Source organism: Streptomyces sp. 12E (assembly GCF_055633275.1).
In genome coordinates this window covers 4,175,270-4,201,033 of sequence record NZ_JBVNCJ010000001.1, presented here as the reverse complement: position 1 = coordinate 4,201,033, position 25,764 = coordinate 4,175,270, and the positions used below count along the sequence as shown (strand labels likewise).

The window sequence follows — 25,764 nt, the reverse complement described above, 5'->3', positions numbered from 1 at the left end:
GTCCGCCGTACAGCCCTTCCACCTCCGCCGCGAAGTCCCGCAGGATCTCCTCCCGGCGCAGCTTCATCGACGGGGTCAGATGGCCGGCCTCCTCCGTGAAGTCCACCGGGAGGACGGTGAAGCGGCGGATCGACTCCGGGCGGGAGAGCACCGTGTTGGCCTCGTCGATCGCGCGCTGCAGGACCGCGTGCAGCTCCTCGTCGTCGAGGGCGAGTTCCGGCGGAACCGGGTGCTTGCCGTTCGTCCGGCGCCAGTGGGTGATGCCGTCGGGGCCGAGGGTGATCAGGGCGGACACGTAGGGGCGGTTGTCGCCGACCACCATGGCCTGGGAGATCAGCGGGTGCGCGCGGAGCCGGTTCTCCAGCGGGGCCGGGGCGACGCTCTTGCCGCCGGAGGTGGGAGGGTCCCGGGCCGGGCGTGTGCGATGCCGGGGGTTACGTGAGGGTCGCTCACGTACGCTCCAGGACCGCCGTCACGCCCTGTCCGCCCGCCGCGCAGATCGAGATCAGCCCGCGTGCGGGGGCGTCCCGTTCGGCGAGGAGTTTCGCCAGGGTCGCCACGATGCGGGCGCCGGTGGCGGCGAAGGGGTGACCGGTGGCCAGGGACGAGCCCGCCACGTTGAGCCGGGCGCGGTCCACCGGCTCCAGCCCCCGCTTCTCCCAGGCGGCCAGGGTGGCCAGCACCTGGGAGGCGAACGCCTCGTGGACCTCGATCAGGTCGAAGTCCGCCATGCCGAGCCCGGCGCGCTCCAGCATGCGCGGGACCGCGTACGCGGGCGCCATCAGCAGGCCGTCCTCGCCGCCGGCGACGTCGCCGTGCACGAAGTCCACGGCGGCGGTCTCGTACGCGGTCAGGTAGGCCAGCGGTTCCAGGCCCCGTTCCGCCGCCCACTCCTCGCTCGCGAGCAGCACCAGCGCCGCGCCGTCGGTGAGCGGGGTCGAATTGCCCGCCGTCATGGTGGGGCCGGGTGCGTCGAGGCCGAACACCGGCTTCAGCGCGGCCAGTTTCTCCACCGTCGAGTCCGGCCGCAGGTTCTGGTCGCGGGTCAGGCCCCCAAAGGGCACCACCAGGTCCGTCAGCAGGCCGCGTTCGTACGCCGCCGCCAGCCGCCGGTGGCTGGTCGCCGCCAGTTCGTCCTGGGCCTCGCGGGTGATGCCCCAGGCGCGTGCGGTGACCGCGGCGTGCTCGCCCATGGACAGGCGCGTGCGCGGTTCGGCGTTGCGCGGGATGTCCGGGACGAGGTGGCCGGGGCGCACCTTGGCCAGCGCCTTGAGGCGGGCGACGGGCGACTTCGCGCGCCGCGCCCGGAGCAGCACCTTGCGCAGGTCGTCGTTGACGCCGAGGGGCGCGTCGCTCGCGGTGTCGGCGCCGCCGGCGATCGCGGCGTCCGTCTGGCCGAGGGCGATCTTGTTGGCGGCGGCGACGACCGCCTGGAGTCCGGTGCCGCAGGCCTGCTGGATGTCGTACGCGGGGGTGCGGGGGTCGAGCGCCGAGCCGAGGACGGTCTCGCGGGCGAGGTTGAAGTCGCGGCTGTGCTTGAGGACCGCTCCCGCGACGAACTCCCCCACCGCGCCCGGCGCCCGCAGCCCGTACCGCTCGACGAGGCCGTCCAGCGCGGCGGTGAGCATCTCCCGGTTGGAGACGGTGGCGTAGGGGCCGTCGGAGCGGGCGAAGGGGACGCGGCTGCCGCCGATCACCGCGACGCGCCGGACGGCGGCCGGCTTCAGGGTGCTCATCTCGACCTGCTCCTCACCGGTGACATAGGATTACCTCCGGTAACCTTACTCCAGAGTAAGCACATCCGGAGCAGGCACGGCGAGCACGGAGGAACCCCATGGCCGACCGCTATCTCAGCTTCACCGGCACCGCGCCCGGCCGCTTCCTCACGCGCCGCCTGGGCCTGCCCCGGCCGGCGCCGCTGCGGCGCTGGTCACCGGAGCGGCCGGACCTGGACGGCGGCCTGCTCCACCTCACGGCCGGGAAGTCCGGCCTCGACCTCGCCCCCGTCCTCGCCCGCACGGGCCCCGGCACGGACGACACCGGCCGGCCCGCCGCCGTCGTCCTGGACGCGAGCGGGGTACGGGACGTCGAAGGGCTCGCCGAGGTGCACGCGGCCCTGCACCCCGTCGTGCGGTCGGTCGCCGCGAGCGGCCGGATCGTGGTGCTCGGCGCCCCGCTCGACCCCGCCGACCACCACCAGGCCGCCGCCCAGCAGGCACTGGAGGGCTTCACCCGCTCCCTCGGCAAGGAGACCGGCCGGGGCATCACCGTGAACCTGGTCCGCCTCACCGACGCCCCCGCCGCCGAGTCCACCCTCCGCTTCCTGCTCTCCCCCAGGTCCGCCTACGTCAGCGGCCAGGTGATCGGGGTCGGCGCGCACGAGCCCCCCGCCCCCCACGACGCGGAGCGCCCCCTGTCCGGCCGCACCGCCCTGGTGACCGGCGCCGCGCGCGGCATCGGCGAGGCGGTCGCCGAGACCCTGGCCCGAGACGGCGCCGAGGTGGTCGTCCTCGACGTCCCCTCGGCCGAGGCGGACGCCCGGCGCGTCGCCGAACGGCTCGGCGGCAGGGCGCTCCCCCTCGACATCACCGCCGCCGACGCGGGCGCCCGCATCGCCGACGCCCTCCCCGACGGCCTCGACGTCCTCGTCCACAACGCGGGCGTCACCCGGGACCGCCGCCTGGTCAACATGGACGCCGCACGCTGGAGTTCCGTGCTGGAGGTGAACCTGGCGAGCGTGCTGCGCACCACCGACGCGCTGCTCGCCGCCGGGGCCCTGAAGCGGGGCGGGCGGATCGTCGCCACGGCGTCCATCGCGGGCCTCGCCGGGAACGCCGGCCAGACCAACTACGGGGCGAGCAAGGCCGGGATCACCGGCCTGGTCCGCGCCCTCGCGCCGCACGCCCTCGACGGGCACGGGGTGACCGTGAACGCCGTGGCGCCCGGCTTCATCGAGACGAGGATGACGGCCGCCGTCCCGCTGCTCATCCGCGAGGCGGGCCGCCGGATGAACTCCCTCGCCCAGGGCGGCCTGCCCGCCGACGTCGCCGAGACCACCGCCTGGCTCGCCCACCCGGCCTCCGGCGCGGTGAACGGCCAGGTCGTACGGGTCTGCGGCCAGAGCCTGCTGGGAGCGTGAACACCCCGTGACGTCCGCACCCGCGCCCACCGTGGAGCTCTCCGCGCCCCCCGCCCTCACGCCGCTCCTCGCCCGCGGCGCCCTGCTGTCGCCCTTCAAGCGCCCGCGCCCCGGCGCCGCCCACCCCCGCACCCGCCTTGTGCTGCCCGCGCTGCGCGTCGACGCCGCCCGGCTCACCGCGTACGAGAGGGTGTGCGGCTTCCCGGCCGGCGAGGACGCGCTGCCGGTGACGTACCCGCACGTACTGGGCTTCCCGCTCGCCATGCGGCTGATGAGCGGACCGGGCTTCCCGCTCCCGCTCCTCGGCCTCGTCCACACGTCGATACGGATCACCCGGCACCGGGCGACGGCGGCCACGGGAACGTACGGGCTGACGGTGCGCGTCGACGGACTGACCCCGCACCGGCGCGGCACCCAGGCCGCCGTGGTCACCGAGATGCGGGACGGCGGGGACGTCGTGTGGGAGTCGCGGAGCACGTACCTGGCCCGGCACCGTACCGCCTCCGCGCCCCCGGCCGACGCGAGGGAGGACCCCGCCCCCCTGCCCGCCGTCGCAAAGTGGCGGCTGGCCGGGGACACCGGGCGGCGCTACGGCGCCGTCTCCGGCGACCGCAACCCGATCCACCTGCACCCGCTGACCGCCCGGCTCTTCGGCTTCCCCCGCGCCATCGCGCACGGCATGTGGACCGTGGCCCGCTGCCTCGCCGCCCACGGCGCCCCGGACGCGGTCGAGGTCCGCGCGGACTTCCGGGCGCCGGTGCCGCTGCCGGGGACGGTGACGTACGCGGCGCAGGGCGGACGCTTCGCGCTGCGCGACGACCGCGGCCGGACTCACCTGACCGGGGAGGTCCGCCCGGTCTGAGCCCCGGTGACACCGGTGTCGGGCCCGGAGTCGTCGGGCGGGGTCCAGCGGCGGCCGGCCATCAGGTCGCCGAGACCCGCCCAGGCGAAGTTCATCAGGGTCGCCGCCGACTGCCGGGCCGTGACACCCGGCGTGGCGTTGGCCCAGTCCGCGAGGGACTCGGCGGCGCCGACCAGGGCCTCCGCGAGCCCCGAGACCTCACGCTCGGGCAGGTCCGGATCCCGGTGGGCGTCCCGGGCGGCGGCGAGGATGAGCTGCGTCACGAACGCCGTGATCTCCGCGCGCATCGCGGCCACCTCGGCGGCGAAGACCTCGCCGTGGGTGCGGGCCTGGAGGTGCAGCACCGCCCAGCCGTCCGGGTGCCGGGCGGTGTGCGTGAAGAACGCCGTCAGCCCCGACCAGAGCTGGCGGTCGGCCGGCAGACCAGGGCGGGCGCCCGCGCGCACCGCCTCGGTGAGGGCCGTCGCCTCCCGCCGGATGCACGCGGTGAACAGGTCCTCCTTGGAGTTCAGGTACAGGTACACCAACGGCTTGGAGACCCCCGCCAGTTCGGCGATCTCGTCCATCGACGCGGCCATGTACCCCCGCTGCCCGAAGGTCCGCACGGCGGCGTCCAGCATCTGCTGTTCACGGACCGCACGCGGCATCCGCTTCGTCTTCACGGCACCCATGGGACACAGCGTACGGTCCGTTCCTCACTGCGGGTCCCGGCCGCCGCCGTCCCCCGGCCCCGTCCGGTCGCCGAGGACGGACCGGTCGCCCGCCGTCAGCCGCGGCAGCAACTGCGCGGTGAACAGCGTGGACAGCGCCGAGGTGTCGGTGCCGCCGTCGGTGCGCACCACCACCGGCTGCGGGGCCTTCCCGGCCAGCCCCGCGCCCACCTCGAGCCGCCTGCGGGCCAGTTCGTACTGGAGCACGGCCCGGTTGTCCCGGTAGGCCTTGGCCAGGGCGCGCTGGGCGCGGGCCTCGTTCTCGGCCGCGATGAGCCCGCTGCGGCCGCGCGTCTCGATCTCGAACCGCACCCGCTGGGCCTCGGTCTCCTGCCGCTCCAGCAGCTGGGCGACCTCCTCGCGGGCCCGGTTCAGCGCCGCCTTCACCTCGACGATCCGGGCGTCGCGCACCTTCTTGGCCCGCTCGATGTCCATGCCCAGACTGTCGATGCGCCGCTTGCGGGTCAGCCCCCACTCCTGCTCGTAGGCGGCGCGCTCCTTGGCGATCCGCTCCCGGGTGGCCAGGTGGTGCTGGTACTGCGCCGGCAGCTGCACGTCGGGGATGTTGCACCCGGTGATGCGCACGCCGTAGCCGGACAGCTGCCGGTTGAGCAGCTCCTGCATGTCCGCCACGTCCGAACCGCGCAGGTCGTAGGCGCGCTCGGTGCGCATCTGGCGGGCCCGCTGCCGGATCGCGTCCTGCACGGCGCTGGACAGCACCAGGTCGAAGTTGCCGGCGCCGATGGTGCGGACGAACAGCACGGCGTCGGTGATGCGGAACTTCAGGAAGAACTCGATCGAGCGCAGCGGCACGTTCTCCTGCGTGGGACAGGCCATGACCGGCGCCGAGTAGGGGATCTCGGTGGCCGTGTCGACGACGAAGTCGACCCGCGACCAGGGGTGCCACAGGTAGTGCCGGCCGGCGTCGAGGGTGCGCACGACGGCGCCGTAGCGGGTCAGCACGCCGTTGGTGCCCTGCTCGATCTCGACGATCGAGGAGCGCCACCACCACAGCGCGCCGATCAGCAGCAGCACCGCGCCGGCGACGTGGGAGACGGTGGCCAGCGCGCCGTGGGCGAGGCCGGCCACGCCGTCGGAACCGTCCTCCCGCAGCGTCAGCATCACGCCCGTCAGCAGGGCGTGGACGCCGAGCCAGAGCGGCAGCATCCACCACAGCCGGCGGCGGTGACGGGGGATGATCACCGGAATGAGGGTGTCGGCCTCTCCGCCGCGCAGCAGCCGGGCGATGTCGCTCCAGGGGGCGACGGCCTCGGAGATGACCGAACGGCGGCGGACACGGGCGGAGCTCACTGCTGGGCCTCCTCGGCGGACTCGGACACATCACTCGCCCCGGCGCTCGCCGCGGACGCGGGCGCCTCGCCCGCCCCGGCGCCCTCGGGCACCTGCGGCACCGTCGGCCGCTCGGCCGCCAGCAGCGCGCCGATCTCCTCCTCGCGGGCGGCGATCCGCTCGGACACCTCCGCCAGCCGGTCCCGTACGGCGGCCATGTCCGCGTCGGTGAACAGCTCGGCCCCGCGCTCGCCGACCAGCTCACGGGCCAGTTCGAGGAAGTCGATCCCGGCCGCGCCGGTAGCGTCCACGCCGCCGATGCGCACCAGGCGGGGCAGGTGGTCGGCGACCTGCTCCAGGGTGTCGAGCACCTGCTGCTGGTAGCGGTACTCGAGGATCTCCGGCGCCTGCGCCGCGGTCACCGCGCGGATGTCGAGGGCCTGCGCCTCCAGCAGCGCCGCGTTGGCCTTGGCCTCCGACTCGGCCTGGACGTAGCGCTGCCGGGCCAGCGCCTCGGCGCGGTTGGTCTCGCGCTCCACGGCGGTGTCCATCTGCGCCTGGTACTGGGCGATGTCGGCCTGGATCGCGGAGAGCGTCTCCTGGCTGGAGGCGAGCTCCCGGGTCAGGTCGCCCTCGTCCTGCTCCTTGCGCAGCTGGAGCGCGTACTCGTGGGTGTACGCCTCCTTGGCCACGCGCACCATCTCGGGGGCGGCCAGGTCCATCCGGTAGCGCCGGTCCGAGGGCTCGGCGTGGGTGATGTTGGCGTTGGTCAGCTCCACCGCGGGCCGGAACTGCTGGTTGAGCTGCTCCAGCAGACGACCGCTGTCCTCGCCGACCATGTCGTAGATGCCGGCCGCCTCCTGCTCGTAGATCAGGCTGCGGATGGTCTCGCTGACGGCGTTGCCGAGCTTCTCCTCGAACCCGCGCACGGCGCCGAGGGTGTAGACGAACTCCACCGGGTCGCTGATGCGGAACTGGATGAACAGGTCGATGGACGCCTTCACCCCGCCCTTGGTCGGGGCCTCGCGCACCGGCGCGTTGAACGGGTACTCGCGGGTCGTGTTGACGATGTACGACACCCGCTTCCACGGGCTGAGCAGGGTGACCCGGCCGGGCCCCACGACCTTCTCCAGCTTGCCGAACCGGGTGATCATCGCCTGGCAGCCGTCCGGCACCATGACCAGGCCCTGCCGCCACCACACGAACGCGACGGCGGCCAGCGCGACGATCCAGTAGTGCACTCCGAACAGCGGGTCGGTGAGCCCGCCGCCACCGGCCGCCGACACGACCGAGGCGCCCACGGCGCCGACCACCAGCAGCGACAGCACCGGCAGCATGGACAGCAGGGAGCGGCCCCTGGGCATCACCATCGGGCAGATGGCGTGCACCACCTTCCCGTCCTCGCGCAGCTGCTCGCTGCGGCCCAGCGCCTCCCCCGCCTCGTCCAGCGGCACCGTCTTCTGCCGCATGACGGTGTCGACGGAGCTCCCGTCCTGTTCCCGGGCCGCCGGGAAGTCGGCCGGGTCCATCCCCTCGCCCTCGGCCTCCTGACGCCCGCCGCGCTCGTCCCCGGTGTTCCGGGACGGCGCGCCGCCCCCTCCGGTGCGGCGGCGCAGTTCGTCCTGGGCCGCCGTGCGCGGATCCGTGCCGGACGCGACCGCCTCGGCGACGTTGCGCAGAGCCTGCGCCCGCGTGCGTGCCACGGTCTCCCCCTTCGCGTGTGGTGCTGATCCCTGCCGGATCATCGATGTGGACCACGTGCGTCGTGTGACGCACGTGGTCCAGGTGATTCCACACCATCGGGAGGACGGCGATAAGGGGCGCCCCCAGCAACGGTCACCCGTCGGTGATTGCCGGGAAGCGCCCCTCGACCCGCCGGCCGGCGGGTGTCAGACGCACAGGCAGGGGTCGGTCTCGTGGCCCAGTCCGACGACGTCCCTGTCCCGCAGGGCGCCCGCGTACGCCTGGACCTCGTCCACCTCGCCCTTCAGGTGCTCGCCCCAGCCGTCGGCCGTGCGGGCGCGGCCCACCTGGAGCGGGCCGGCGCTCGTCCAGCCGTCGCGGAGGTGGGCGGTGGCCTCGGCGTTGGTGTAGCCGTCGGCGTACAGCTTGACCGTGTCGGTCGCGTCGTCGTAGACGATGGCCAGCCGCGTGCCGTGCCCGCTGCGACCGTCCGACTGCGTGACCTGCGAGACGACCTTCTCCGGCGCGCCCGCCTCGTCCCGCTCCGGCATGATCAGCTGCCAGGCGTACTTCGACGGGTCGTAGCGCAGCTTGAACGCGTCGGTGTGCTCACCGGCCTGGGAGAGGACCGTCATCGGCCGGGTGGCGTCGGCTTCCTCGATCCTGGCGACGACTCCGAGGGTGAAGCTGTCACCGGTGTCCACCACGGGGGCGTCGAGGACCGCGTGGCCGCTCTCGCCGTCCAGCGCCAGGTGCCCCTCGCCGACCAGCGGGTACGGCTTCCACGGGCAGTCGGGGTCGATGTCGGGGAGGCAGGAGTCGTCCGGACCGCGGTAGACCGACGCGCCCGCTGCGAGCCGCAGCGGCGAACCCCCCTTGTTCTCGGGCGTGGTGCCGTCGTCGGCCGTGCTGAACGACCAGTGGCCGAGCAGGTTCGGCTTGCGGTGGGCCAGCTCGGTCACCTCCTGCGGGACGACGAGGCGGTCGTACGCCCTGACGTCGCCGATGTCACCGTGCCAGCGCTGCCGGTAGCCGTTCTCGCCGCGGATCCGGCCGATCTGGAACGCGCCGCCCGCCGCGACCGGAGCGGCCTCGGCCTTGGTGCCGACCTCGTGGCCGTTGACGAAGAGCTGGGCGTACCCGGTCTCCGTGTCGTGGACGCCGAGCAGGTAGGCCCATTCGCCGGCCTCGGGAGCGCCGCCGGTGACCTTCGCGTCGCCGAGGGTGAAGGACCAGGAGGCGGCCGCGTCCCGCGGGGCCTCCAGGGCCAGGGCGTAGGCCGGGCCGGACGCGGTGTCCTGGCTCAGCACGGTCATGGGACGGCCGGTCTCCGCCGGGCGCACCCAGGTGCCGACGGCGAAGGTCCTGCCGCTGTCGACGGCCGGGGCGTCCGTGGTGAGGAAGCCGTGGCGGCTGCCGTCGAGGGTGGCCGTGGAAGTGAGCGGGACGCCCCGGGGCGCGGGAGCGCCGAAGGTCACGCCGCGTCCCGCCCGGGCCGCTTCCCCCTCCTCGGCGGCCGCCGTGGTGGAGCCGACCCCGTCATCGAGCTTCCAGCGGGAGACGGGCGCGCTCGCCGCCTTCGGGTGGAAGAAGTAGTCGGTGGGCACGCTCATCCGGCCGGAGCGGTCACGGGCCTGGACGCTCAGACGCTGCGGGGCGTTGCTCAGCGGGGCGAAGCGGACGGTGGCCGGGCCGCCGGGCTCGGCGGGACGGACGGTGCGCTGCGGACCGCCGAGGAAGGTGTACCGGTACTCGACGACGTCCGCCGAGGGGGAGTCCATGGTGAAGCTGCCGTAGATGCCGACCCCGCCGGTCCACCACGTCTCCTCCGGGTACTCCGGTGAGCTCACGACGGGGGCGGCCGGACTCTCGTCGTCGTGGACGAACCGGCACGCGGCGCCGGGCGCCTCGGAGCTCCAGGAGGAGTTCACCTTGCCGTCGTTGGCCCGGACGTGCCAGGAGACGACCGTGTCGGCCGGGACGTCGGACGGGACGGTGATGCGGTGGATCATGTCCGGGGGGTACGGGGAGGTGGTGAGGGAGCGGCGCTGCTCGACGCCGTCCACGTCCGACCACCAGATCTCGAACTCGGCGGTGAGCCGCTCCGAGTACCCGATGCGGTCGTCCTCGGCCGGATCGGTCAGCCGGGCCGTGAGCACCGGAGGGCTCCCGACGTAGTCCGGCGTGTCACCTGTCGCGCAGTCCTCGAACTCGGTCCGCAGGTCCTGGACGGCGGGCGGCAGGTTCTCCTTCTCCGCCGCGTGCGCGGCGCCGGGCGTGACCACCCCCGCCACCATCGCCGCAAGGCAACCGCCCAGCAGCAGACCTCTCCTGCCTGATCTCCCTGACATGGACGAACGCCCCTCCCCGGATCGCGCCCGGCCTCGAACAGCCGAGCGGCAGGAGGCTAGCAGCGGCCACCGACATCGGCGATCAAGTTTTCCGACGGGCCACCGGAAGCGGTGCCGTGCGGAGAGGACACGGCCGAAGCCCGAGAAGAGACGGGTGGGTGAGATCCTGCGGGTCCGCCGGTCCCGGGGACGACGAACCGAACGTCTCCGGGACCGCGAACAGGCGAGCGTGCCGCCACCACCCGCGGTTGATCCACATCAAGGGGCCGACGCCACGTTGTCGTACTTCTCGCGGTCGAGGATCTTCTCCCGCGACGCCACGTCGACCGGAGCCAGTGCTCGACCGGCGATACCCGTAACCGTAGGTCGGTATGCATGTTGTTCACAGCGCAGGCATCTAGTCAGTAACCAGGGGTGGGACATGACCAAGCCGGAGCGCATTGCGATCTACGTACGTATCAGCAAGGACCGCAAGGGCCAGGAACTCGGCATTCAGCGCCAGGAGAGGGCGTGCCGGGAGTTGTGCGAGCGCATGGGGTGGAAGGTCCACAAGGTCTATCCGGAGAACGACGTGTCAGCGTCGACCACGAGCAAGCGCCGCCGTCCGCAGTACACGGAGATGCTCCAAGACGCCCGCGACGGCCTGATTGACGGCATCGTCGTCTACTCCATCGACCGTCTGACGCGCCGCATCAGCGAGCTGACCAGCTTCCTTGAAGAGCAGCAGCGGCACGGCTTCGCGTTCGCGACGACCGAGGGCGAGGACACCTCAACGGCCAACGGCCGCATGATCCTGACGATCAAAGGTGCGGTGGCCCAGCAGGAGACAGAGCGCATGTCCGAGCGCGTCAACAACTCCCTTCTACAGCGCAGGGAGCAGGGCAAGCCTCACGCCGGCGGGAAGCGACAGTTCGGCTTCAAGGAAGGCTCGCACTTCAAGGAATTGGACGAAATCGAGGTCGAGCTCATCCGCAAGGGCTACCTCATGCTCATGGACCGGAACGCGAAGACCCCCGGCGACGTAGCCCGTTACTGGAACTCCGAGGGCTCTACGACACCGCAGGGTGGGGCCTGGACGCTCGCGGCAGTGAAGCGCGTGTTCCGGTCGGAACGGACCGGGGGAATCGTCACCTACAAGGGCCAGGACATCGGGGACAGCGTCTACGGTTCTCCTCTGAGCCGGGGGCAGTGGGAGAACGTACAGGCCTTGCTCGATGGACGGGCCACACCGGCGGCGCAAGGATCGGGCAAGCGTAAGCACTTGTACTCCGGATTCCTGCGATGCGGTCATTGCGGTGCCGTGATGCGCGTCCAGTGGGCGACCATCCAGGGACGGACTTTCCGAAGGACGTTCTGCAGCTCATCGCAGCGAGGCCAGAACGGCCGACTCGGCTGCGGCAAAGTGAGCCGTCAATACCAATGGATTGAGGAGCGTCTCAATGAGGTGGTCGAAGCTGCGCTCCTATCCCGCGTTCCTCCGAAGGAAGAGGTTCCGACAGAGGACCTCACAGATGAGATCAGCTTGCTGGAGACCCGAATCCGAGCACTCCGAGGCCGCTGGAAGGAAGGTCAGATGGAGGACGAAGACTACTTCGACTCCTTGCCCCACCTTCGCGCAGAGCTTCAAGCCCTACGTACGCGTGAAGCGACAACAGCCGTCCGTCGATCCCGCGCCGAGACCGACGTTCTTACAGTCTGGAAGGATGAACAGCCCGAAAACCTTGAACGCCGCCGCGCCATCCTTACGACCGTGATCGACCACGTTGACGTGTTCAGCATCGGCCGCGGTAGGCGCAAGCCGCCCGAGAGCACGTCGATCAAGATCACGCCGATCGGCGCAGACAATGAGGACTCGCTGTAGTGACCGTCTCCACCCGATCGGCAAGGTAGCCGTCGATGACAGCCCTCATGCGGATGTAATAGTCCTGGGGCAGCACCCGAGGGAGTGTCTACTGAGGTTGAACTCGCGATGTCGTAAATGCTGACCCACCCCGGCGCCAGTTCCACGATGTCCGTCCTCTGCCTTTCATGAGGCGTTTGACGTGGCGAGGTGAGCGTGGTGCCACCTACCAGCGGTGCCAGACCGCTTTGGGTGCGGCGTCACGCGTGACGGAGTGGTCATCTCCCGAGACGAAGAACAAGGCCCAGGAGACGGTGTTGTCGCCAGCGCGCTGGGCGCCGACTTCGAGTTGGAAGCCGTCGCAGAAGATATCGCCAGTGGGACTGAACCGCAGGCCGGTGTCGTACTTGATCGCGTGGGCTTCCATCTCCTGCGCGAGCTGCGAAGGCACACGGCCGATGAGCCGGATCCCCTCGCAGGTCACCTGAGGGCCGAGGCGTCCGTCGACGAGGACATAGGCCAGCTTTCGGTCCGTACGGAAGTAGCACTCCACCGGCGCCTGGCTCGCGGGGGCGTCTTCCTTGGCGAAGCGCACGGCGTACCGCCCTGGGCTGTATCCGTCAGGCGGGGCGGTGAAGCCGTGCGCGGCCAGGGCCGCGATGACCTCTTCCTGATGCATGTCCATGCGCAGTGGCCCCAGGGTCCGCCCGGGGACGTAGTCCCACTGATCCCGTTCCACGTCCGGAAGCACCGGCCACATACCCGTATCCATCACACGATGATCGTCCACCCGGTTCACGACTCGTGCATCAGGGGCGGTGAAACGACCGGCCGGGACAGTGGTAGCCGGTCGTCACAGCACGACCCCCCAAGGTTGAGGAAGTTGACCCTGTGATGTTGCGTCGTTGCTCAGGCAGGTCTCATGGTCAAGCCGGTCTCGGCGAGGCAGCCGTCTATGAGGTGGCTGCGGTACTGGGTGTGGCGTAGGCCCCGTCGGATGCGCTGGACGAGGTGGTCGGGGGTGCTGAAGGAGACGTTGGGGAGTCAGCCGCGTCGCAGTTCCACGTCGGGGGCAGATCGCTGCCGCGGAAGACGCAGACGAAGTCGTCCTCACGCACGATGTTGTGCTCCTGGCAGTCGGGGCACCGCCGGAACACCACCTCGTGGGTGAAGCCGGAGGGTCGCTGGAGCTCTGCAGCGTCCAGAGCGCGGGCGACCTCCACCCAGGAGGTGACGTCCGGGCAGTACCCGGTGGACTGGTTGCCGACCTCGCTCCCGGTCCACCGATCCGCCTCGCGCATAAAGCTGATCTCGCCGGCGCTCAGAACCGTGTCTCCGCCGGCACAGGCCACGTGCTCGCTTCGCCACGGTGCCAGCCGAAGCACACCGTCCGTACCGACCACGAAGGTGAACGGTACGGCCAGCTCCGCCGCCGATTGCTCCACGATCCAGTCATCGAAGTCAGCCGCCGTGCCGATCCGACGCCCGCCGTCACCAGGCCGGGCGGCAGCTTTCAGTTCGACCGGTCCGACATATTGATAACTCCGCCCCCGCCCACTCACGTCAGCCAACCCAGAGCACTTCCGGCACACGCCCTGGCACAGGACCCCACCTTCCCGGTTCGCCTGGCCATTGACGCCCCGCATGCCGTTGAGCAAGCCTCCCCATGCAGGCAAGGAACGCCCTGTGCGACGTATCAGCACAGGGCGTCACCTGACCTGTCAGATCAGCGATCAGGCGGCGGCAGCCACCGCCCGCGGCTCGTCCACGTCGATGGGCGCCGACCCCACGTTGTCGTACTTCCCACGGTCGAGGATCTTCTCCCGCGACGCCACGATCAATGGGCATACAACTTGACCCGCGACGTTCGTCGCCGTGCGGATCATGTCCAGGATCGGGTCGATGGCCAGCAGCAGGCCCACGCCCTCCATGGGCAGGCCCAGGGTGGAAAGGGTGAGGGTGAGCATGACCGTCGCGCCGGTGAGGCCGGCCGTCGCGGCGGAGCCCACCACCGAGACGAACGCGATCAGCAGGTAGTCGCCGACGCCGAGCGGGATGTCGAAGATCTGGGCGACGAAGATCGCGGCGATGGCCGGGTAGATCGCGGCGCAGCCGTCCATCTTCGTCGTGGCGCCGAACGGGACGGCGAAGCTCGCGTACTCCTTGGGCACGCCGAGGCGTTCGGTGACCTTCTGGGTCAGCGGCATGGTGCCGACGGAGGAGCGGGAGACGAAGGCCAGCTGGATCGCGGGCCAGGCGCCCTTGAAGAACTGCACCGGGCTCACCTTGCCGACGGTCGCCAGCAGCGCCGGGTAGACGCCGAAGAGGACGATGAGGCAGCCGACGTAGATGTCGGCGGTGAAGGTGGCGTACTTGCCGATCAGGTCCCAGCCGTAGGTGGCGATGGCGTTGCCGATGAGTCCGACGGTGCCGAGCGGGGCGAGGCGGATGACCCACCACAGGGCCTTCTGGAGGAGTTCGAGGACGGACTCGCTCAGGGTGAGGATCGGCTGGGCCTTCTCGCCGAGCTGGAGGGCGGCGATGCCGGCGACGGCGGCCATGAAGACGATCTGGAGCACGTTCAGCTCGGTGAACGGCGTGATGACGTCGGTCGGCACGATGCCGGTGAGGAAGTCGATCCAGGAGCCGGCCTTCTCCGGCGCCGCGCCGTCCGCCGGGGTGAGGCCGGTGCCGGCGCCCGGGTTGGTGACCAGGCCGATGGCCAGGCCGATCGCCACCGCGATCAGCGAGGTGATCATGAACCAGAGAAGGGTGCGCGAGGCCAGCCGGGCCGCGTTGTTGACCTTCCGCAGGTTGGTGATGGAGACCAGGATCGCGAAGAAGACGAGCGGGGCGACGGCCAGCTTCAGCAGGCCGATGAAGGTGCCGCCGACCTTCTCCAGGGTGGTGACGAGCCAGGAGACGTCCTGGCTGCGGGCGAGCCAGCCGAGCAGGACGCCCAGGACGAGGCCGGCGAGTATCTGGGCCCAGAAGGGCGCGCGTACGGGCAGTACGGGCAGCCTGGACCGCGTGTTCGTGGACACGAGAATGCTCCGGTGATGGGGACGCGTGGGGAAGGGTGACGTGGGACTCGGGTGGCGCGGAACGTCAGGGACGACAGTTCGCGGAGGTGACCCGGCAGAGGTCCACGTGCAGGCGCGCCACGAGCGGAACACTCCGGGGCGTGGGGAACACGGCTGCTGACTTCACCCGAGAACCGTAACACCTGAGCTTTGGGATCCTCAAAGCCTTGCTTTGAGAGGTGGAAGACCAAAGGCGTCCATGCAACGCAAAGCGCCCCGGTTTCCGGGTCAGTTCGGAAACCGGGGCGCCCGCGTGCGGTGCGCGGATGTGACGGACGTTACGAGGTCTGCCCCTGGGGCTGCGTGCGGGCGGTCTCGTCGGCCGCGTCCTCCTGGTTGCGGTTGGCCTCCAGGTTGGCCTTGGCCCGGTTCACCCGCTCCACGATCCGCTCGGAGGCCTGGTCCCGCTGCTTGCGGAGCACCACGAGGCTGATCGGGGCCGAGATCACCAGGGCGAGCAGGATGATCCACAGCCCGTTGGAGTCACCGAGGCCGCGCGGGGCGAGGCCGGAGTGAACGAGGCCCCAGACGACCACGAGGCAGCCCACGAAGATCCCGAGGCGCATCAGCGTGTAGCGGAGCATCTCATCCACTCTTCCCTGCGTACGGTCAGAACGTCCCAAAGGGACACCGTCCAGTGAAGCACGAGCGGGCAAGGATCTTTCAGCGGGGTGCGGGTCTCAGGTCAGCGGCAGCAGCATGACGACGTCGTCGCGGTCGTCGCCGGGGGCCACGCGGATGGCGCCCGGGACCCGGCCGACCTCCTTGTAGCCGCAGGAGGCGTAGAAGCGCTCCAGGCCGAGGCCGCCGCGGCAGGCGAGCCGGATCGCCTCGACGCCGTCGAGGGTGCGGGCGGCCCGCTCGGCGGCGGCCAGCAGGTCGCGGCCGTACCCCTTGCCCTGGTGGCGGGGGTGGACCATCACCGTGTAGAGCCAGATCCAGTGGGTCATCAGCCGGTGCGTGTTGAAGGTGAGGAACGCCGTCGCGGCCACCCTGCCCTCCTCGTCGTGCCCGACGAGGAGGCGGGAGCGCTCCTCCGTCATCGACACGAGCTGCCGCACCAGGTGGGGGCGGATGTCCTCCCGCGTCACGGGCGGCACGAACCCGACCGCTCCACCGGCGTTGGTGACGTCGGCCCACAGGTCGAGGACGCCGTCGCGGAGTTCGGGGGTGACGACGGGATCGAACGTGAAAGTAAGGGGCATGGGCCGATGGTAAGCATTACCTCGGCGCACGCGCAGCTCCTTCCCGCCGGCCGCTCCTCACCTGCCGAGCCGGGCGGCGCCCCTTCAGACGCGCATCGGCTGGGGGGACTCCCGCCGCGCCGGGTCGGGACCGTCGTACTCCCGGATGATCTCGTACCGGGTGTTCCGCTCCACCGGCCGGAACCCGGCGTCGCGGATCAGGTCCAGCAGGTCCTCGCGGGTCAGCTTGCTGGGCGTGCCGTAGTCGTCCGCGTCGTGCGTGATCTTGTACTCGACCACCGACCCGTCCATGTCGTCCGCCCCATGCTGCAGCGCCAGTTGCGCCGTCCGCACGCCGTGCATCACCCAGAACACCTTGACGTGCGGCACGTTGTCGAACAGCAGCCGCGACACCGCGAACGTCTTCAGCGCCTCCGCGCCGGTCGCCATCTGCGTCCGCGCCTGGAGCCGGTTGCGCACCTTGCCGTCCTTCATGTCCACGAAGTCGTGCTGGTAGCGCAGCGGGATGAAGACCTGGAAGCCGCCGGTCTCGTCCTGGAGTTCGCGCAGCCGCAGCACGTGGTCCACGCGGTGGCGGGGCTCCTCGATGTGCCCGTACAGCATGGTGCACGGGGTCCTGAGCCCCTTCTCGTGCGCCAGCCGGTGGATCCTCGACCAGTCCTCCCAGTGCGTCCGGTGGTCGACGATGTGCTGCCGCACCTCCCAGTCGAAGATCTCGGCGCCACCGCCGGTCAGCGACTCGAGGCCCGCGTCGATCAGCTCGTCGAGGATCTCGGAGGCGGACATCCCGGAGATGGTCTCGAAGTGGTGGATCTCGGTGGCCGTGAACGCCTTCAGCGAGACGCCCGGCAGCGCGGCCTTCAACTCCCTGAGCGAGCGCGGGTAGTAACGCCACGGCAGGTTGGGGTGCAGCCCGTTGACGATGTGCAGCTCGGTCAGGTTCTCGCCCTCCATCGCCTTGGCGAGCCTCACCGCCTCCTCGATGCGCATCGTGTACGCGTCCTTCTCCCCCGGCTTGCGCTGGAAGGAGCAGTAGGCGCAGGAGGCGGTGCACACGTTCGTCATGTTGAGGTGGCGGTTGACGTTGAAGTGCACGAGGTCGCCGTTCAGCCTCGTGCGCACCTCGTGCGCCAGTCCGCCCAGCCAGGCCAGGTCGTCCGACTCGTACAGCGCGATGCCGTCCTCACGGGTCAGGCGTTCGCCCGCCCTGACCTTCTCCTCCAGCTCGCGCTTGAGCCCGACGTCCATGCCGATCCCTCTTTCCCTCTTCAGACAGACCCGGTCAACCGTACGCCCCGCCTACTCCGCCTCCTCGGGCAGCTCACCGACGCGGTTCTCCCACTTGGTGGAGAGCACGATGGTGGTACGGGTCCGGGAGACGCCCTTGGTGCCGGACAGCCTGCGGATGATCTTCTCCAGGCCGTCCACGTCGGTCGCCCGCACCTTGAGCATGAAGGAGTCGTCGCCGGCGATGAACCAGCAGTCCTCGATCTCCTTCAGGTCCTTCAGCCGCTGCGCCACGTCCTCGTGGTCGGCGGCGTCGGAGAGCGAGACGCCGATCAGGGCGGCGACGCCGAGGCCCAGCGAGGCGGCGTCCACGGTGGCCCGGTAGCCGGTGATGACGCCGGCCGCCTCCAGCCGGTTGATGCGGTCGGTGACGCTGGGCCCCGACAGGCCGACGAGGCGCCCCAGCTCCGCGTAGGAGGCCCGGCCGTTCTCCCTGAGGGCCTGGATGAGCTGCCTGTCCACCGCGTCCATCGAATCGAAGCCTTCCACTGAAGAGGTCTGAGGGTCCTGCAGGTGCCGAGGTGTTGCGGAGGTGCTCGGTTACGGGCGGGATCCGCCGCCGAGTTCGCCCTTCCAGCGGCGGTAGAGGCGGTGCTCCACGCCCGCCGCGTCGAGTACGCGTCCGGCGACGAAGTCCACCAGGTCCTGGATGTGCGTCGCGCCCGCGTAGAAGGCCGGCGAGGCGGGCACCACGGTCGCGCCCGCGTCGTCCAGCGTCACCAGGTGCCGCAGCGTCTGGCCGTTCAGCGGGGTCTCCCGTACGGCCACGACCAGCGTGCGGCCCTCTTTCAGGGTGACGCTCGCCGAACGCTGCAACAGGTCCTTGGACAGCCCGAGCGCCACCCCGGCCACACAGGCCGTGGAGGCGGGCACGATCAGCATGCCCTTGCTCGGGTACGACCCCGAGGACGGCCCGGCCGCGAGGTCACCGGCGGTCCAGTGCCGTACGCCGTCGAGGTCGACGGTGAACGTGTCCGGCTTGCCGTCCGCGCCCCGGGACAGCCATTCCCGCAGGTCGTCCCGCCAGTGGGCGTCCCGGAAGGCGATGCCGGTCTCGTCCAGCAGGGTGAGCCGGGAGGCCCGGCTCACGACGAGGTCGACGCTCTCCCCCGCCGTCAGAAGCGCACGCAGCACAGCGGCTGCGTAGGGCGTCCCGGACGCCCCCGAGACCCCCACGATCCAAGGCTTGCGCCGCGTTTCTCCTGCGTTCACATCTTGAGCCTACCGGCGGAGGCCAGGCGTCCGTTCTCAGGACCGGTCGGAGGCCTCACCGGCCGGGCCCCGGACGGCTAGAGTGCCGGTGCGACGCGATGAGGCGCGATGAGGGGGGCACAGTGGCCAAGGTCAACATCAGTCTCGACGCCGAACTCGTGGTGGAGGTGATGGTCCTGGCGGGGGTCGGCTCGCCCCAGGACGCGATCGAGGTGGTCGTGCGGGACTACATCGCCCGTGGCCACCGCACGGAAGCCCGCACCGAGCTCAGGGACCAGGGCCTGCGCGAGGTCGACGCGAAGCCGCAGGAGCCCCAGGGCTGAGTCCCGGCCGTACGCCGGCGCGCTACACGGTCAGCCCCCGCACCAGCAGGTCCAGCAGCGCGCACACGAACAGCGCGATGCCGATGAAGCCGTTGACGGAGAAGAACGCCCGGTTCAGGCGGGTCAGGTCGTGGGGGCGGACGATGGTGTGCTCGTAGACGAAGGCCCCCGCCACGATCAGCAGGCCGAGCCAGAAGAAGGCGCCGGCGCCGGTGAGGAGCGCGTACCAGACGAAGAGGGCCGTCGTGACGGCGTGGCAGGCCCGGGCGCCCCGGATCGCGGCCGGGATGCCGAAGCGGGCCGGGACCGACTTCACCCCGATCTCGCGGTCGGTGTCGACGTCCTGGCAGGCGTAGATCAGGTCGAAGCCGCCGATCCAGACGCCGACCGCGAGGCCGAGCACGACGGCGTCCCAGGACCACGCCCCGGTGACCGCCAGCCAGCCGCCGACCGGGCCCATGGCCTGCGCGAGTCCGAGGATGGCCTGCGGGAAGTTCGTGAACCGCTTGCCGTACGGGTACACCACCATCGGGATCACGGCGACGGGCGCGAGGGCGAGGCAGAGCGGGTTGAGCAGGGCCGCCGCGCCCAGGAAGACGGCGAGGGCGACGAGCGCGCCCGTCCAGGCGTGCCGGACCGACACCGCGCCGGTGACCAGTTCGCGGTGGGCGGTGCGCGGATTGCGGGCGTCGATCTCGCGGTCGATGATCCGGTTGGCGGCCATGGCGAAGGTGCGCAGGCCGACCATGGCGAGGGTGACCAGGAGCAGCCGGCCCCAGTGGATGCTCCCGTCCCGCTCGTACATCGCGGTGAGGGCGGCGATGTAGGCGAAGGGCAGGGCGAAGACCGAGTGCTCGATCATCACCAGGCGGAGGAAGGCTTTCGTGCGTCCCGGCTGCTGCGGAAGCGCGGCGGAGGCCGAGGTCACAGTCCGTACTCCTTCCAGCGGCGGTCGACGAGTGCGGCCGTGTCCGGGTCGGACTCGACCATGTCGGGCCAGCCGCCGTCGCGCGTGTATCCCTCCTCGGGCCACTTCCGCGTCGCGTCGATGCCCGCCTTGCCGCCCCAGAACTGCTGGTACGAGGCGTGGTCGAGATGGTCGACGGGGCCTTCGACGACGGTGAGGTCACGGGCGTAGTCGGTGTTGCCGAGGGCCCGCCAGGACACCTCGTGCAGGTCGTGGACGTCGCAGTCGGAGTCGACGACCACGATCAGCTTGGTCAGCGACATCATGTGGGCGCCCCAGATGGCGTGCATGACCTTCTGCGCGTGCTTGGGGTACTTCTTGTCGATCGAGACGATCGCGCAGTTGTGGAAGCCGCCGGACTCGGGGAGGTGGTAGTCCACGATGTCCGGGACGATGATCTTCAGCAGCGGCAGGAAGAAGCGTTCCGTCGCCCGGCCCAGCGGTCCGTCCTCGGTCGGCGGCCGGCCGACGACGATCGACTGGAGCAGCGGGCGCCTGCGCATGGTCACGCAGTCGATCCTCAGGGCGGGGAAGGGTTCCTGCGGGGTGTAGAACCCGGTGTGGTCGCCGAACGGCCCCTCGGGCAGCATCTCGCCGGGCTCCAGCCAGCCCTCGAGGACGACCTCCGCCTGTGCGGGCACCTGGAGCGGAACGGTCTTGCAGTCGACCATCTCGATCCGCTTGCCCTGCACGAACCCGGCGAACAGGTACTCGTCGATGTCGCCGGGCAGCGGCGCGGTGGAGGCGTACGTCACGGCCGGCGGGCAGCCGAAGGCGATGGCGACCGGCAGCCGCTCGCCGCGCCGGGCGGCGACCTGGTAGTGGTTGCGGCTGTCCTTGTGGATCTGCCAGTGCATGCCGATGGTGCGCTTGTCGTGGCGCTGGAGCCGGTACAGGCCGAGGTTGCGGACGCCCGACTCGGGGTCCTTGGTGTGGGTGAGGCCCAGGTTGAAGAAGGAGCCGCCGTCCTTGGGCCAGGTGAAGAGCGCCGGGAGCTTCTCGAGGTCCACGTCGTCGCCGGTGAGCACGGTCTCGTGCACGGGCGCGTCGCTGGACTTCACCTTCTTCGGCGGTACGTGCGTCATCGCGCCGAGCTTCCCGAACGCCTCGCGCACCCCGACGAACCCGTGCGGCAGCTCGGGCTTCAGCAGCCCCCCGATCTTCTCGGAGATGTCCGCGTACGACTTCAGGCCGAGCGCCTTCAGCAGGCGGCGGTCGGTGCCGTACACGTTCATCGCGAGGGGCATGCTCGAGCCGCGCACGTTCTCGAAGAGCAGCGCGGGACCGCCGGCCTTGTTCACCCGGTCGACGATCTCACCGACCTCCAGATACGGGTCGACCTCGGCCTTGATGCGCTTGAGGTCACCCTCGCGCTCCAGCGCCCTGAGCAGGGAGCGAAGATCGTCGTAAGCCATGGGGTCAAGTATCCCCGAGCGGTTACCCTGGCCCTGTACCGCCCACCGCTTTCGCTGGAGAGGCCCCATGCTGCGGGTGCTGATGTTCCTCGTGCCACTGGCCCTGAGCGTGTACGCGTTCATCGACTGCATCAGCACGAAGGACGACGACATCCGTCACATGCCCAAGCCGCTGTGGGCGATCCTCGTGCTGCTGTTCCCGCTGGTCGGCTCGATCTCGTGGATCATCGCCGGCAAGAAGCGGCACCCCGCCGGCGCCGCCGGTTCCGCCTGGGGCCGGGGCGGCGGCCGTCAGCGGTGGGTCGCGCCGGACGACAACCCCGAGTTCCTGAAGTCGCTGAACGAGGACAAGGCGGACGAGGACCGCGGCAAGGACCGCGACGAGGACTCCAAGGGCGACTGAGCCCGGACCACCGTGTACGGCCCCGCGAGGGCGGCCGTGATCACACGAGGGTCCTGATCCGTTCGGCGTCCAGGGCCCGGTCGAAGACCCGTACGTCCCGGACGGCGCCGGGGAAGAAGTCGACGGCCTGACCGCCGTACGACGCCCGGCCGATGATGAAGGGGCCGGTGGCGGACATCGGGTCGGTGTCCTCGGCCTCCGCCTCCTGTACGCCGTCGACGTACAGCCGCAGTGTGCGCGCCTGTCCGTCGCAGACGCCGGCGAGGTGGGTCCAGACGTTCACGGCGGGCTCGCTGCGGCCGGTGGCGCGCAGGCCGGGGCGGGAGAAGGCCCAGCGGTTCCCCTCGACGGCGTACTGGAGGTAGAAGGCGCTGGCGTCCTGGGCGTCCTGGCTGACCGCGGTGGCCCAGCCCGCCGGTGCGACGGAGAGCCGGACCCAGGCGGCGACCGTGAAACTCCGGCCCTCCCCGGTCTCCAGCACCGGTCCCCCGGTCGTGATCTGGCTGCTCCGCCCGTCGAAGACGGCTCCGCCTCCGCCGGGCCCCCAGGTGACGCCGGTCGCGGTGCCGTCGTGGCCGCCCGCGGTGTCCCGCGCGACCGTGCCCGAGGTCTCGTCGAGGGGCCAGTGGCCGACGGGCCGGGCGGGCCGCGGGGCCGCGGAGGGCGAGGACGAGGGGGAGGCCGAGGAGGGGGGCGTGGCCCGGTCCCGGTCCGCGGCGGCCGACCGGTCGAACCAGAACCCCGCTCCGACGCCGGCCGCGGCGACCGCGCCTCCCCCGAGGCCGAGGAGCAGGAAGGCGCGCCGACTGCCGCCGCGTTCCCGGCCCGCCCGGCGGCCGGGCGGCTCCGTCGCGGCGGGTGCCGGCTCCGGGGTGGCGCCCACCCGGGTGGCCCGGTCGTGCAACCGCGGCGCCACCATGGTCGCCTGCTGCGGGAGGGCGCCGGGCCCGCCGTCGCGCGGAAGTACGTTCGTGAGGTCCCCGGGGGCCGTGGGACGGGCGCTCGGGAGGGGCGTCCCGGCAGGAGTCGGGAACCCCGGAGCGTTGCCCCGCTGCGACCGGGGGACGGGGTGCCGCAGGGCCATCGTGCTCTCGTTGCCCAGTGCGCCGGCCCGGGTGAGGATCTCGTGCGGGGTGGGGCGGCGGGCCGGGTCCTTGGCGAGGCAGTCGCCGATGAGGGCGTGCAGGGCCGGGTCGGTGACGGCGCCGATGTCGGGGGTGTTGTGCACCACGCGGTAGAGCAGCGCGGGGGTCGGTCCCTCGCCGAAGGGGTTGGCGCCGGTCGCCGCGAAGGCCAGCACCGCGCCCAGGCAGAAGACGTCGCTGGCCGGGGTGATCGTGTCGCCGTTGACCTGCTCGGGCGACATGAATCCGGGCGAGCCGGCCACGAGGCCGGTGCCGGTGATCGAGTCGGCCTCGACGCTGCGGACGATCCCGAAGTCGATGACGCGGGGCCCGTCCTCGGCGAGCAGCACGTTGGAGGGCTTGAGGTCGCGGTGGACGAGGTTCGCGGCGTGGATCGACACCAGCGCCTCGGCCAGCCCGGCCGCCAGCGCGAGGACCGCCCCCGCCTCGAACGGCCCCCGCTCGACGACCGCCTGCTCCAGCGAAGGACCGGCGATGTAGCTGGTGACCAGCCACGGCAGGGGGGCGTCCGGGTCGGCGTCGATGACGGGGGCGGTGAAGGCGCCGCTGACCGCCCGGGCCGCCCGGACCTCGCGGCGGAAGCGGTCGCGGAACTCGGGCCGGCGCACCAGTTCGGCGTGCACCACCTTGACCGCGACGAGCCGTCCGCCCGGGGAACGGCCGAGGAAGACCCTGCCCATGCCGCCCGCGCCCAGCCGGCTCAGCAACCGGTACGCCCCGACGGAGTCCGGGTCGTCCGGCTCCAGCGCTGACACAGATGCCTCCCGGCGTGCGATCTCGGCCCATGAGGGCAGGGCCAAGCATAAAGCCAATCGCACCCGTGTTCGCCCAAGTGTCGGACGTCGTACGGTACTTCGACCAGCGGTCGGCGGCGCACGACCAGGAGCTACGGGGCGCCCACGAGAACGACGGCTCGCCCGGTCACTCGTCTTCGAAGATCTCTTCGGCCTTCGGAGCGGTGACGGCGCGGGTGAGCCAGCGGCGGAGGAGGTCGGGGTCGCCGCAGTCCGTGACGCGTCCGCGAACGTCGTCGGAGATGTCGAGGCCGCGTTGTTCGAGGACGAGCAGGACGTCCTCGGCCGCACGTCGCGCCTCGCCTTCGACGCGGGCTTCCGCGCGGGCTTCCGCGCGGGCTTCTTCCCTGATCTCTTCGACGAGGTAGGACTTGTAGAAGGAGAGGTCCACGGCCACCAGGTTCCTCCAGAGGTGCTTGGCCGGGTGTTTGCCCAGGCCCTGTGCGGTGAATTCGACGATGGGGTCCGCGATGTCTTCGGGCACGTCCCGCAGTGCTGTGGAGAGGGCCTTCAGTATCGCATTGACGGCGGGTTCGGCGGCGTGTGTGACGGCCGCGAGGCTGGCCAGGACGAGGTCGGCGCGGGCCTCCTGAGGGTCGGTGATGACGGGCATGTTGTGCGGGCCGGCGACCACGGGGCGCAGGGTGAGGGTGGGCAGTTGGGGCGGTCCGCTGCTGACCGCCCGTTGGGCCCATCTGGCCGTGGCGTGGTCCTGGCAGACGACGAGGAGCGCGGTGGGCAGCCGGTACTTCGTCCACAGGTAGCTGGTGTAGTACGCCCAGCTCGCCGGCTTGTCCGGGTTCCTGTTGCCCTGTGCCTCGATGGCCAGGAGGAAGTCGCCCTGCTCCGCGGTCTCGAACCGCAGGACCGTGTCGACCCGGCGTTCGACGGGGCTGGTCTCGGTGAGGTCGGTCGGCAGGGGCGTGGCCTTGACGGGCCTGGGGATGTCGACTCCGAGGAAGCGCGAGACGCGGCTGAAGAGTCCGGGGTCGTGCTGGAAGATGCGGTGCATCGCCTCGTGGGGCGGCTTGACCATGGGTTTCCTTTATGTCAGCCCTGGCGAGGAATGACATATGTCGACGGCATGTGCGCCAACCGTAGGGAAACCGGGGCTCCGAGAGCCGGCAAACCGGTGGTGTTCACCTGGCCGAGTGAACCGGGCGCCACGCAAGGGCCATGCGGAAACGGACGGGACGCCGAGGGCCACGCCGCATCCCCGCAGGAGCAGCCGGGGACGCGCACGTCGTTGCTCGGGCCGCCGGCGGCTGGTCGAGGGCCCTGACCGGGTCAGCGCAGGCGGGACGAGGAGAGGATCGACAGCAGGTGGGCCGGGACCATCACCCAGGTGATGACGGCGAGCGCGCCCAGGGCCCAGCGGGTCGGTTCGATACCGCCGGTCACCTCGTCGGCGACGGCCGCGACGAGGAGGACGAGGGACGCCTCGATGCCGTTGGTCACCCGGTGGATCCTGAACGCGGCGGCGATACGGCGCACCATGGCGACACCCTGGGAGCGGGGACGGGTCGACTCGTCGTCGGCGACGGTCAGGCCGCGCCGGGCGCGGGCCACGTCCACCAGGTCGGTGGAGGCCTTGAGCAGGACGACGCCGAGGGCGGTGGCGATGCCGACCGACAGCCAGCCGCCGGCGCCGGACTCGGCGGCGCGGTGGCCGGCGCCCGCCAGCAGCGCCGCGTCGGCGAGGTACGCGCCGAGCCGGTCGACGTAGATGCCGGCCGCGCTGTTCTGGCCCTTCCAGCGGGCGACCTCGCCGTCCACGCAGTCGAAGAGCAGGAACAGCTGCATGAGGACCACGGCGAGGACCGCTCCGGTCAGGCCCGGGATCATCAGCGCGGCGCCGGAGGCGACACCGCAGACGACCATGGTCCAGGTGAGCTGGTCGGGGGTGACCGGGGTGCGGACCAGGTGGCGGGTGGTGCGCAGGGAGATCTTCCGCATGTAGAGCCGGCCGGCCCAGTGCTCGCCGTTGCGGCTCTCCATCTTGGCCCGCGGCTGGCAGACCTCCCGCAGCTCCTCCAGCACCGGCGCACCCATGAC

At 71.3% G+C, this 25,764-nt stretch carries 23 protein-coding genes and 3 pseudogenes; 5 read left to right on the top strand and 21 right to left on the bottom strand.

The window, feature by feature from the left end; translation table 11 throughout:
• Position 1 precedes the first annotated feature (1 nt).
• Both ACZ8ZB_RS19530 and ACZ8ZB_RS19525 read right to left on the bottom strand, forming a co-directional pair.
• Positions 2–397 (bottom strand): annotated as a pseudogene (locus tag ACZ8ZB_RS19530) (long-chain fatty acid--CoA ligase); the annotation flags it as partial.
• A 52-nt stretch (positions 398–449) separates the two neighbouring features.
• Complete coding sequence (locus ACZ8ZB_RS19525) at positions 450–1,736, bottom strand: acetyl-CoA C-acetyltransferase (RefSeq protein ID WP_470738975.1); 1,287 nt, start codon at positions 1,734–1,736, stop codon at positions 450–452.
• A gap of 98 nt (positions 1,737–1,834) precedes the next feature.
• Here ACZ8ZB_RS19525 and ACZ8ZB_RS19520 point away from each other — a divergent pair, with 98 nt between their 5' ends.
• Positions 1,835–3,139, top strand: a complete 1,305-nt coding sequence (locus ACZ8ZB_RS19520; RefSeq protein WP_470738974.1) for a 3-oxoacyl-ACP reductase — start codon at positions 1,835–1,837, stop codon at positions 3,137–3,139.
• Positions 3,140–3,146: 7 nt separating this feature from the next.
• A complete protein-coding gene (locus ACZ8ZB_RS19515) occupies positions 3,147–4,001 on the top strand; it encodes a MaoC family dehydratase (RefSeq protein ID WP_470738973.1) in 855 nt (284 codons plus the stop codon).
• On the opposite strand, the gene ACZ8ZB_RS19510 is transcribed toward ACZ8ZB_RS19515, so the two are convergent.
• The 4 genes from ACZ8ZB_RS19510 to ACZ8ZB_RS19495 all read right to left on the bottom strand — a co-directional run bounded on the left by ACZ8ZB_RS19510 (position 3,971) and on the right by ACZ8ZB_RS19495 (position 10,035).
• On the bottom strand, positions 3,971–4,672 hold the full coding sequence (locus ACZ8ZB_RS19510; protein WP_470738972.1) for a TetR/AcrR family transcriptional regulator: 702 nt from the start codon (positions 4,670–4,672) through the stop codon (positions 3,971–3,973). The genes ACZ8ZB_RS19515 and ACZ8ZB_RS19510 overlap by 31 nt on opposite strands.
• 24 nt (positions 4,673–4,696) lie before the next feature.
• Positions 4,697–6,022, bottom strand: a complete 1,326-nt coding sequence (locus tag ACZ8ZB_RS19505; protein WP_470738971.1) for an SPFH domain-containing protein — start codon at positions 6,020–6,022, stop codon at positions 4,697–4,699.
• The gene (locus tag ACZ8ZB_RS19500) at positions 6,019–7,704 is read right to left on the bottom strand and encodes an SPFH domain-containing protein (RefSeq protein WP_470738970.1); all 1,686 of its coding nucleotides are present in this window, start codon (positions 7,702–7,704) and stop codon (positions 6,019–6,021) included. Before ACZ8ZB_RS19500 ends, ACZ8ZB_RS19505 begins: the two co-directional genes overlap by 4 nt.
• Before the next feature lie 186 nt (positions 7,705–7,890).
• Positions 7,891–10,035 carry a laminin G domain-containing protein gene (locus ACZ8ZB_RS19495; protein ID WP_470738969.1) on the bottom strand — a complete coding sequence of 715 codons (2,145 nt, stop codon included), beginning with the start codon at positions 10,033–10,035 and terminating at the stop codon, positions 7,891–7,893.
• Between the two features lie 421 nt (positions 10,036–10,456).
• Here ACZ8ZB_RS19495 and ACZ8ZB_RS19490 point away from each other — a divergent pair, with 421 nt between their 5' ends.
• Positions 10,457–11,896 (top strand): recombinase family protein, encoded by a 1,440-nt coding sequence (locus ACZ8ZB_RS19490; RefSeq protein ID WP_470738968.1) that lies wholly within the window; start codon positions 10,457–10,459, stop codon positions 11,894–11,896.
• Positions 11,897–12,101: 205 nt separating this feature from the next.
• On the opposite strand, the gene ACZ8ZB_RS19485 is transcribed toward ACZ8ZB_RS19490, so the two are convergent.
• The 10 genes and pseudogenes from ACZ8ZB_RS19485 to ACZ8ZB_RS19440 all read right to left on the bottom strand — a co-directional run bounded on the left by ACZ8ZB_RS19485 (position 12,102) and on the right by ACZ8ZB_RS19440 (position 18,626).
• A complete protein-coding gene (locus tag ACZ8ZB_RS19485) occupies positions 12,102–12,674 on the bottom strand; it encodes a hypothetical protein (protein WP_470738967.1) in 573 nt (190 codons plus the stop codon).
• A 110-nt stretch (positions 12,675–12,784) separates the two neighbouring features.
• A pseudogene (locus tag ACZ8ZB_RS19480) lies at positions 12,785–12,919 on the bottom strand (transposase); the annotation flags it as partial.
• 8 nt (positions 12,920–12,927) lie between these two features.
• A pseudogene (locus ACZ8ZB_RS19475) lies at positions 12,928–13,437 on the bottom strand (hypothetical protein); the annotation flags it as partial.
• Positions 13,438–13,608: 171 nt separating this feature from the next.
• On the bottom strand, positions 13,609–14,925 hold the full coding sequence (locus tag ACZ8ZB_RS19470) for a dicarboxylate/amino acid:cation symporter (RefSeq protein ID WP_470741531.1): 1,317 nt from the start codon (positions 14,923–14,925) through the stop codon (positions 13,609–13,611).
• 58 nt (positions 14,926–14,983) lie between these two features.
• Positions 14,984–15,070, bottom strand: coding sequence for a putative leader peptide (locus ACZ8ZB_RS19465; RefSeq protein WP_327148552.1), 87 nt, complete (start codon positions 15,068–15,070; stop codon positions 14,984–14,986).
• 166 nt (positions 15,071–15,236) lie between these two features.
• A complete protein-coding gene (locus ACZ8ZB_RS19460) occupies positions 15,237–15,542 on the bottom strand; it encodes a DUF4229 domain-containing protein (protein WP_470741530.1) in 306 nt (101 codons plus the stop codon).
• A gap of 96 nt (positions 15,543–15,638) precedes the next feature.
• Positions 15,639–16,163 carry a GNAT family N-acetyltransferase gene (locus ACZ8ZB_RS19455; protein ID WP_470738966.1) on the bottom strand — a complete coding sequence of 175 codons (525 nt, stop codon included), beginning with the start codon at positions 16,161–16,163 and terminating at the stop codon, positions 15,639–15,641.
• Positions 16,164–16,247: 84 nt separating this feature from the next.
• Entirely contained in the window at positions 16,248–17,411 is a 1,164-nt protein-coding gene (mqnE, locus tag ACZ8ZB_RS19450) for an aminofutalosine synthase MqnE (RefSeq protein WP_470738965.1), read from the bottom strand.
• Positions 17,412–17,462: 51 nt separating this feature from the next.
• Complete coding sequence (locus ACZ8ZB_RS19445) at positions 17,463–17,921, bottom strand: Lrp/AsnC family transcriptional regulator (RefSeq protein WP_351996530.1); 459 nt, start codon at positions 17,919–17,921, stop codon at positions 17,463–17,465.
• 69 nt (positions 17,922–17,990) lie between these two features.
• Entirely contained in the window at positions 17,991–18,626 is a 636-nt protein-coding gene (locus tag ACZ8ZB_RS19440; RefSeq protein WP_470741529.1) for a UbiX family flavin prenyltransferase, read from the bottom strand.
• A 158-nt stretch (positions 18,627–18,784) separates the two neighbouring features.
• Between ACZ8ZB_RS19440 and ACZ8ZB_RS19435 the strand changes: the two genes are divergently transcribed.
• Positions 18,785–18,985, top strand: coding sequence for a type II toxin-antitoxin system VapB family antitoxin (locus tag ACZ8ZB_RS19435; RefSeq protein ID WP_006133221.1), 201 nt, complete (start codon positions 18,785–18,787; stop codon positions 18,983–18,985).
• 22 nt (positions 18,986–19,007) lie between these two features.
• On the opposite strand, the gene mqnP is transcribed toward ACZ8ZB_RS19435, so the two are convergent.
• Together mqnP and ACZ8ZB_RS19425 are read right to left on the bottom strand one after the other, a co-directional pair.
• Positions 19,008–19,913: a menaquinone biosynthesis prenyltransferase MqnP gene (gene mqnP / locus ACZ8ZB_RS19430; protein WP_470738964.1), complete on the bottom strand. Its 906-nt coding sequence runs from the start codon at positions 19,911–19,913 to the stop codon at positions 19,008–19,010.
• Positions 19,910–21,367 (bottom strand): menaquinone biosynthesis decarboxylase, encoded by a 1,458-nt coding sequence (locus tag ACZ8ZB_RS19425; RefSeq protein WP_470738963.1) that lies wholly within the window; start codon positions 21,365–21,367, stop codon positions 19,910–19,912. Before ACZ8ZB_RS19425 ends, mqnP begins: the two co-directional genes overlap by 4 nt.
• A gap of 67 nt (positions 21,368–21,434) precedes the next feature.
• On the opposite strand from ACZ8ZB_RS19425, the gene ACZ8ZB_RS19420 reads away from it, so the two are divergent.
• Positions 21,435–21,770, top strand: coding sequence for a PLD nuclease N-terminal domain-containing protein (locus ACZ8ZB_RS19420; protein ID WP_470738962.1), 336 nt, complete (start codon positions 21,435–21,437; stop codon positions 21,768–21,770).
• Between the two features lie 40 nt (positions 21,771–21,810).
• Here the strand turns inward: ACZ8ZB_RS19420 and ACZ8ZB_RS19415 are convergent, their stop codons facing one another.
• The 3 genes from ACZ8ZB_RS19415 to ACZ8ZB_RS19405 form a co-directional block, all read right to left on the bottom strand.
• Positions 21,811–23,670, bottom strand: a complete 1,860-nt coding sequence (locus tag ACZ8ZB_RS19415) for a protein kinase domain-containing protein (protein WP_470738961.1) — start codon at positions 23,668–23,670, stop codon at positions 21,811–21,813.
• A gap of 166 nt (positions 23,671–23,836) precedes the next feature.
• Complete coding sequence (locus ACZ8ZB_RS19410) at positions 23,837–24,745, bottom strand: hypothetical protein (protein WP_470738960.1); 909 nt, start codon at positions 24,743–24,745, stop codon at positions 23,837–23,839.
• Positions 24,746–24,996: 251 nt separating this feature from the next.
• Positions 24,997–25,761, bottom strand: a complete 765-nt coding sequence (locus tag ACZ8ZB_RS19405) for a CDP-alcohol phosphatidyltransferase family protein (RefSeq protein WP_470738959.1) — start codon at positions 25,759–25,761, stop codon at positions 24,997–24,999.
• Positions 25,762–25,764: the final 3 nt, after the last annotated feature.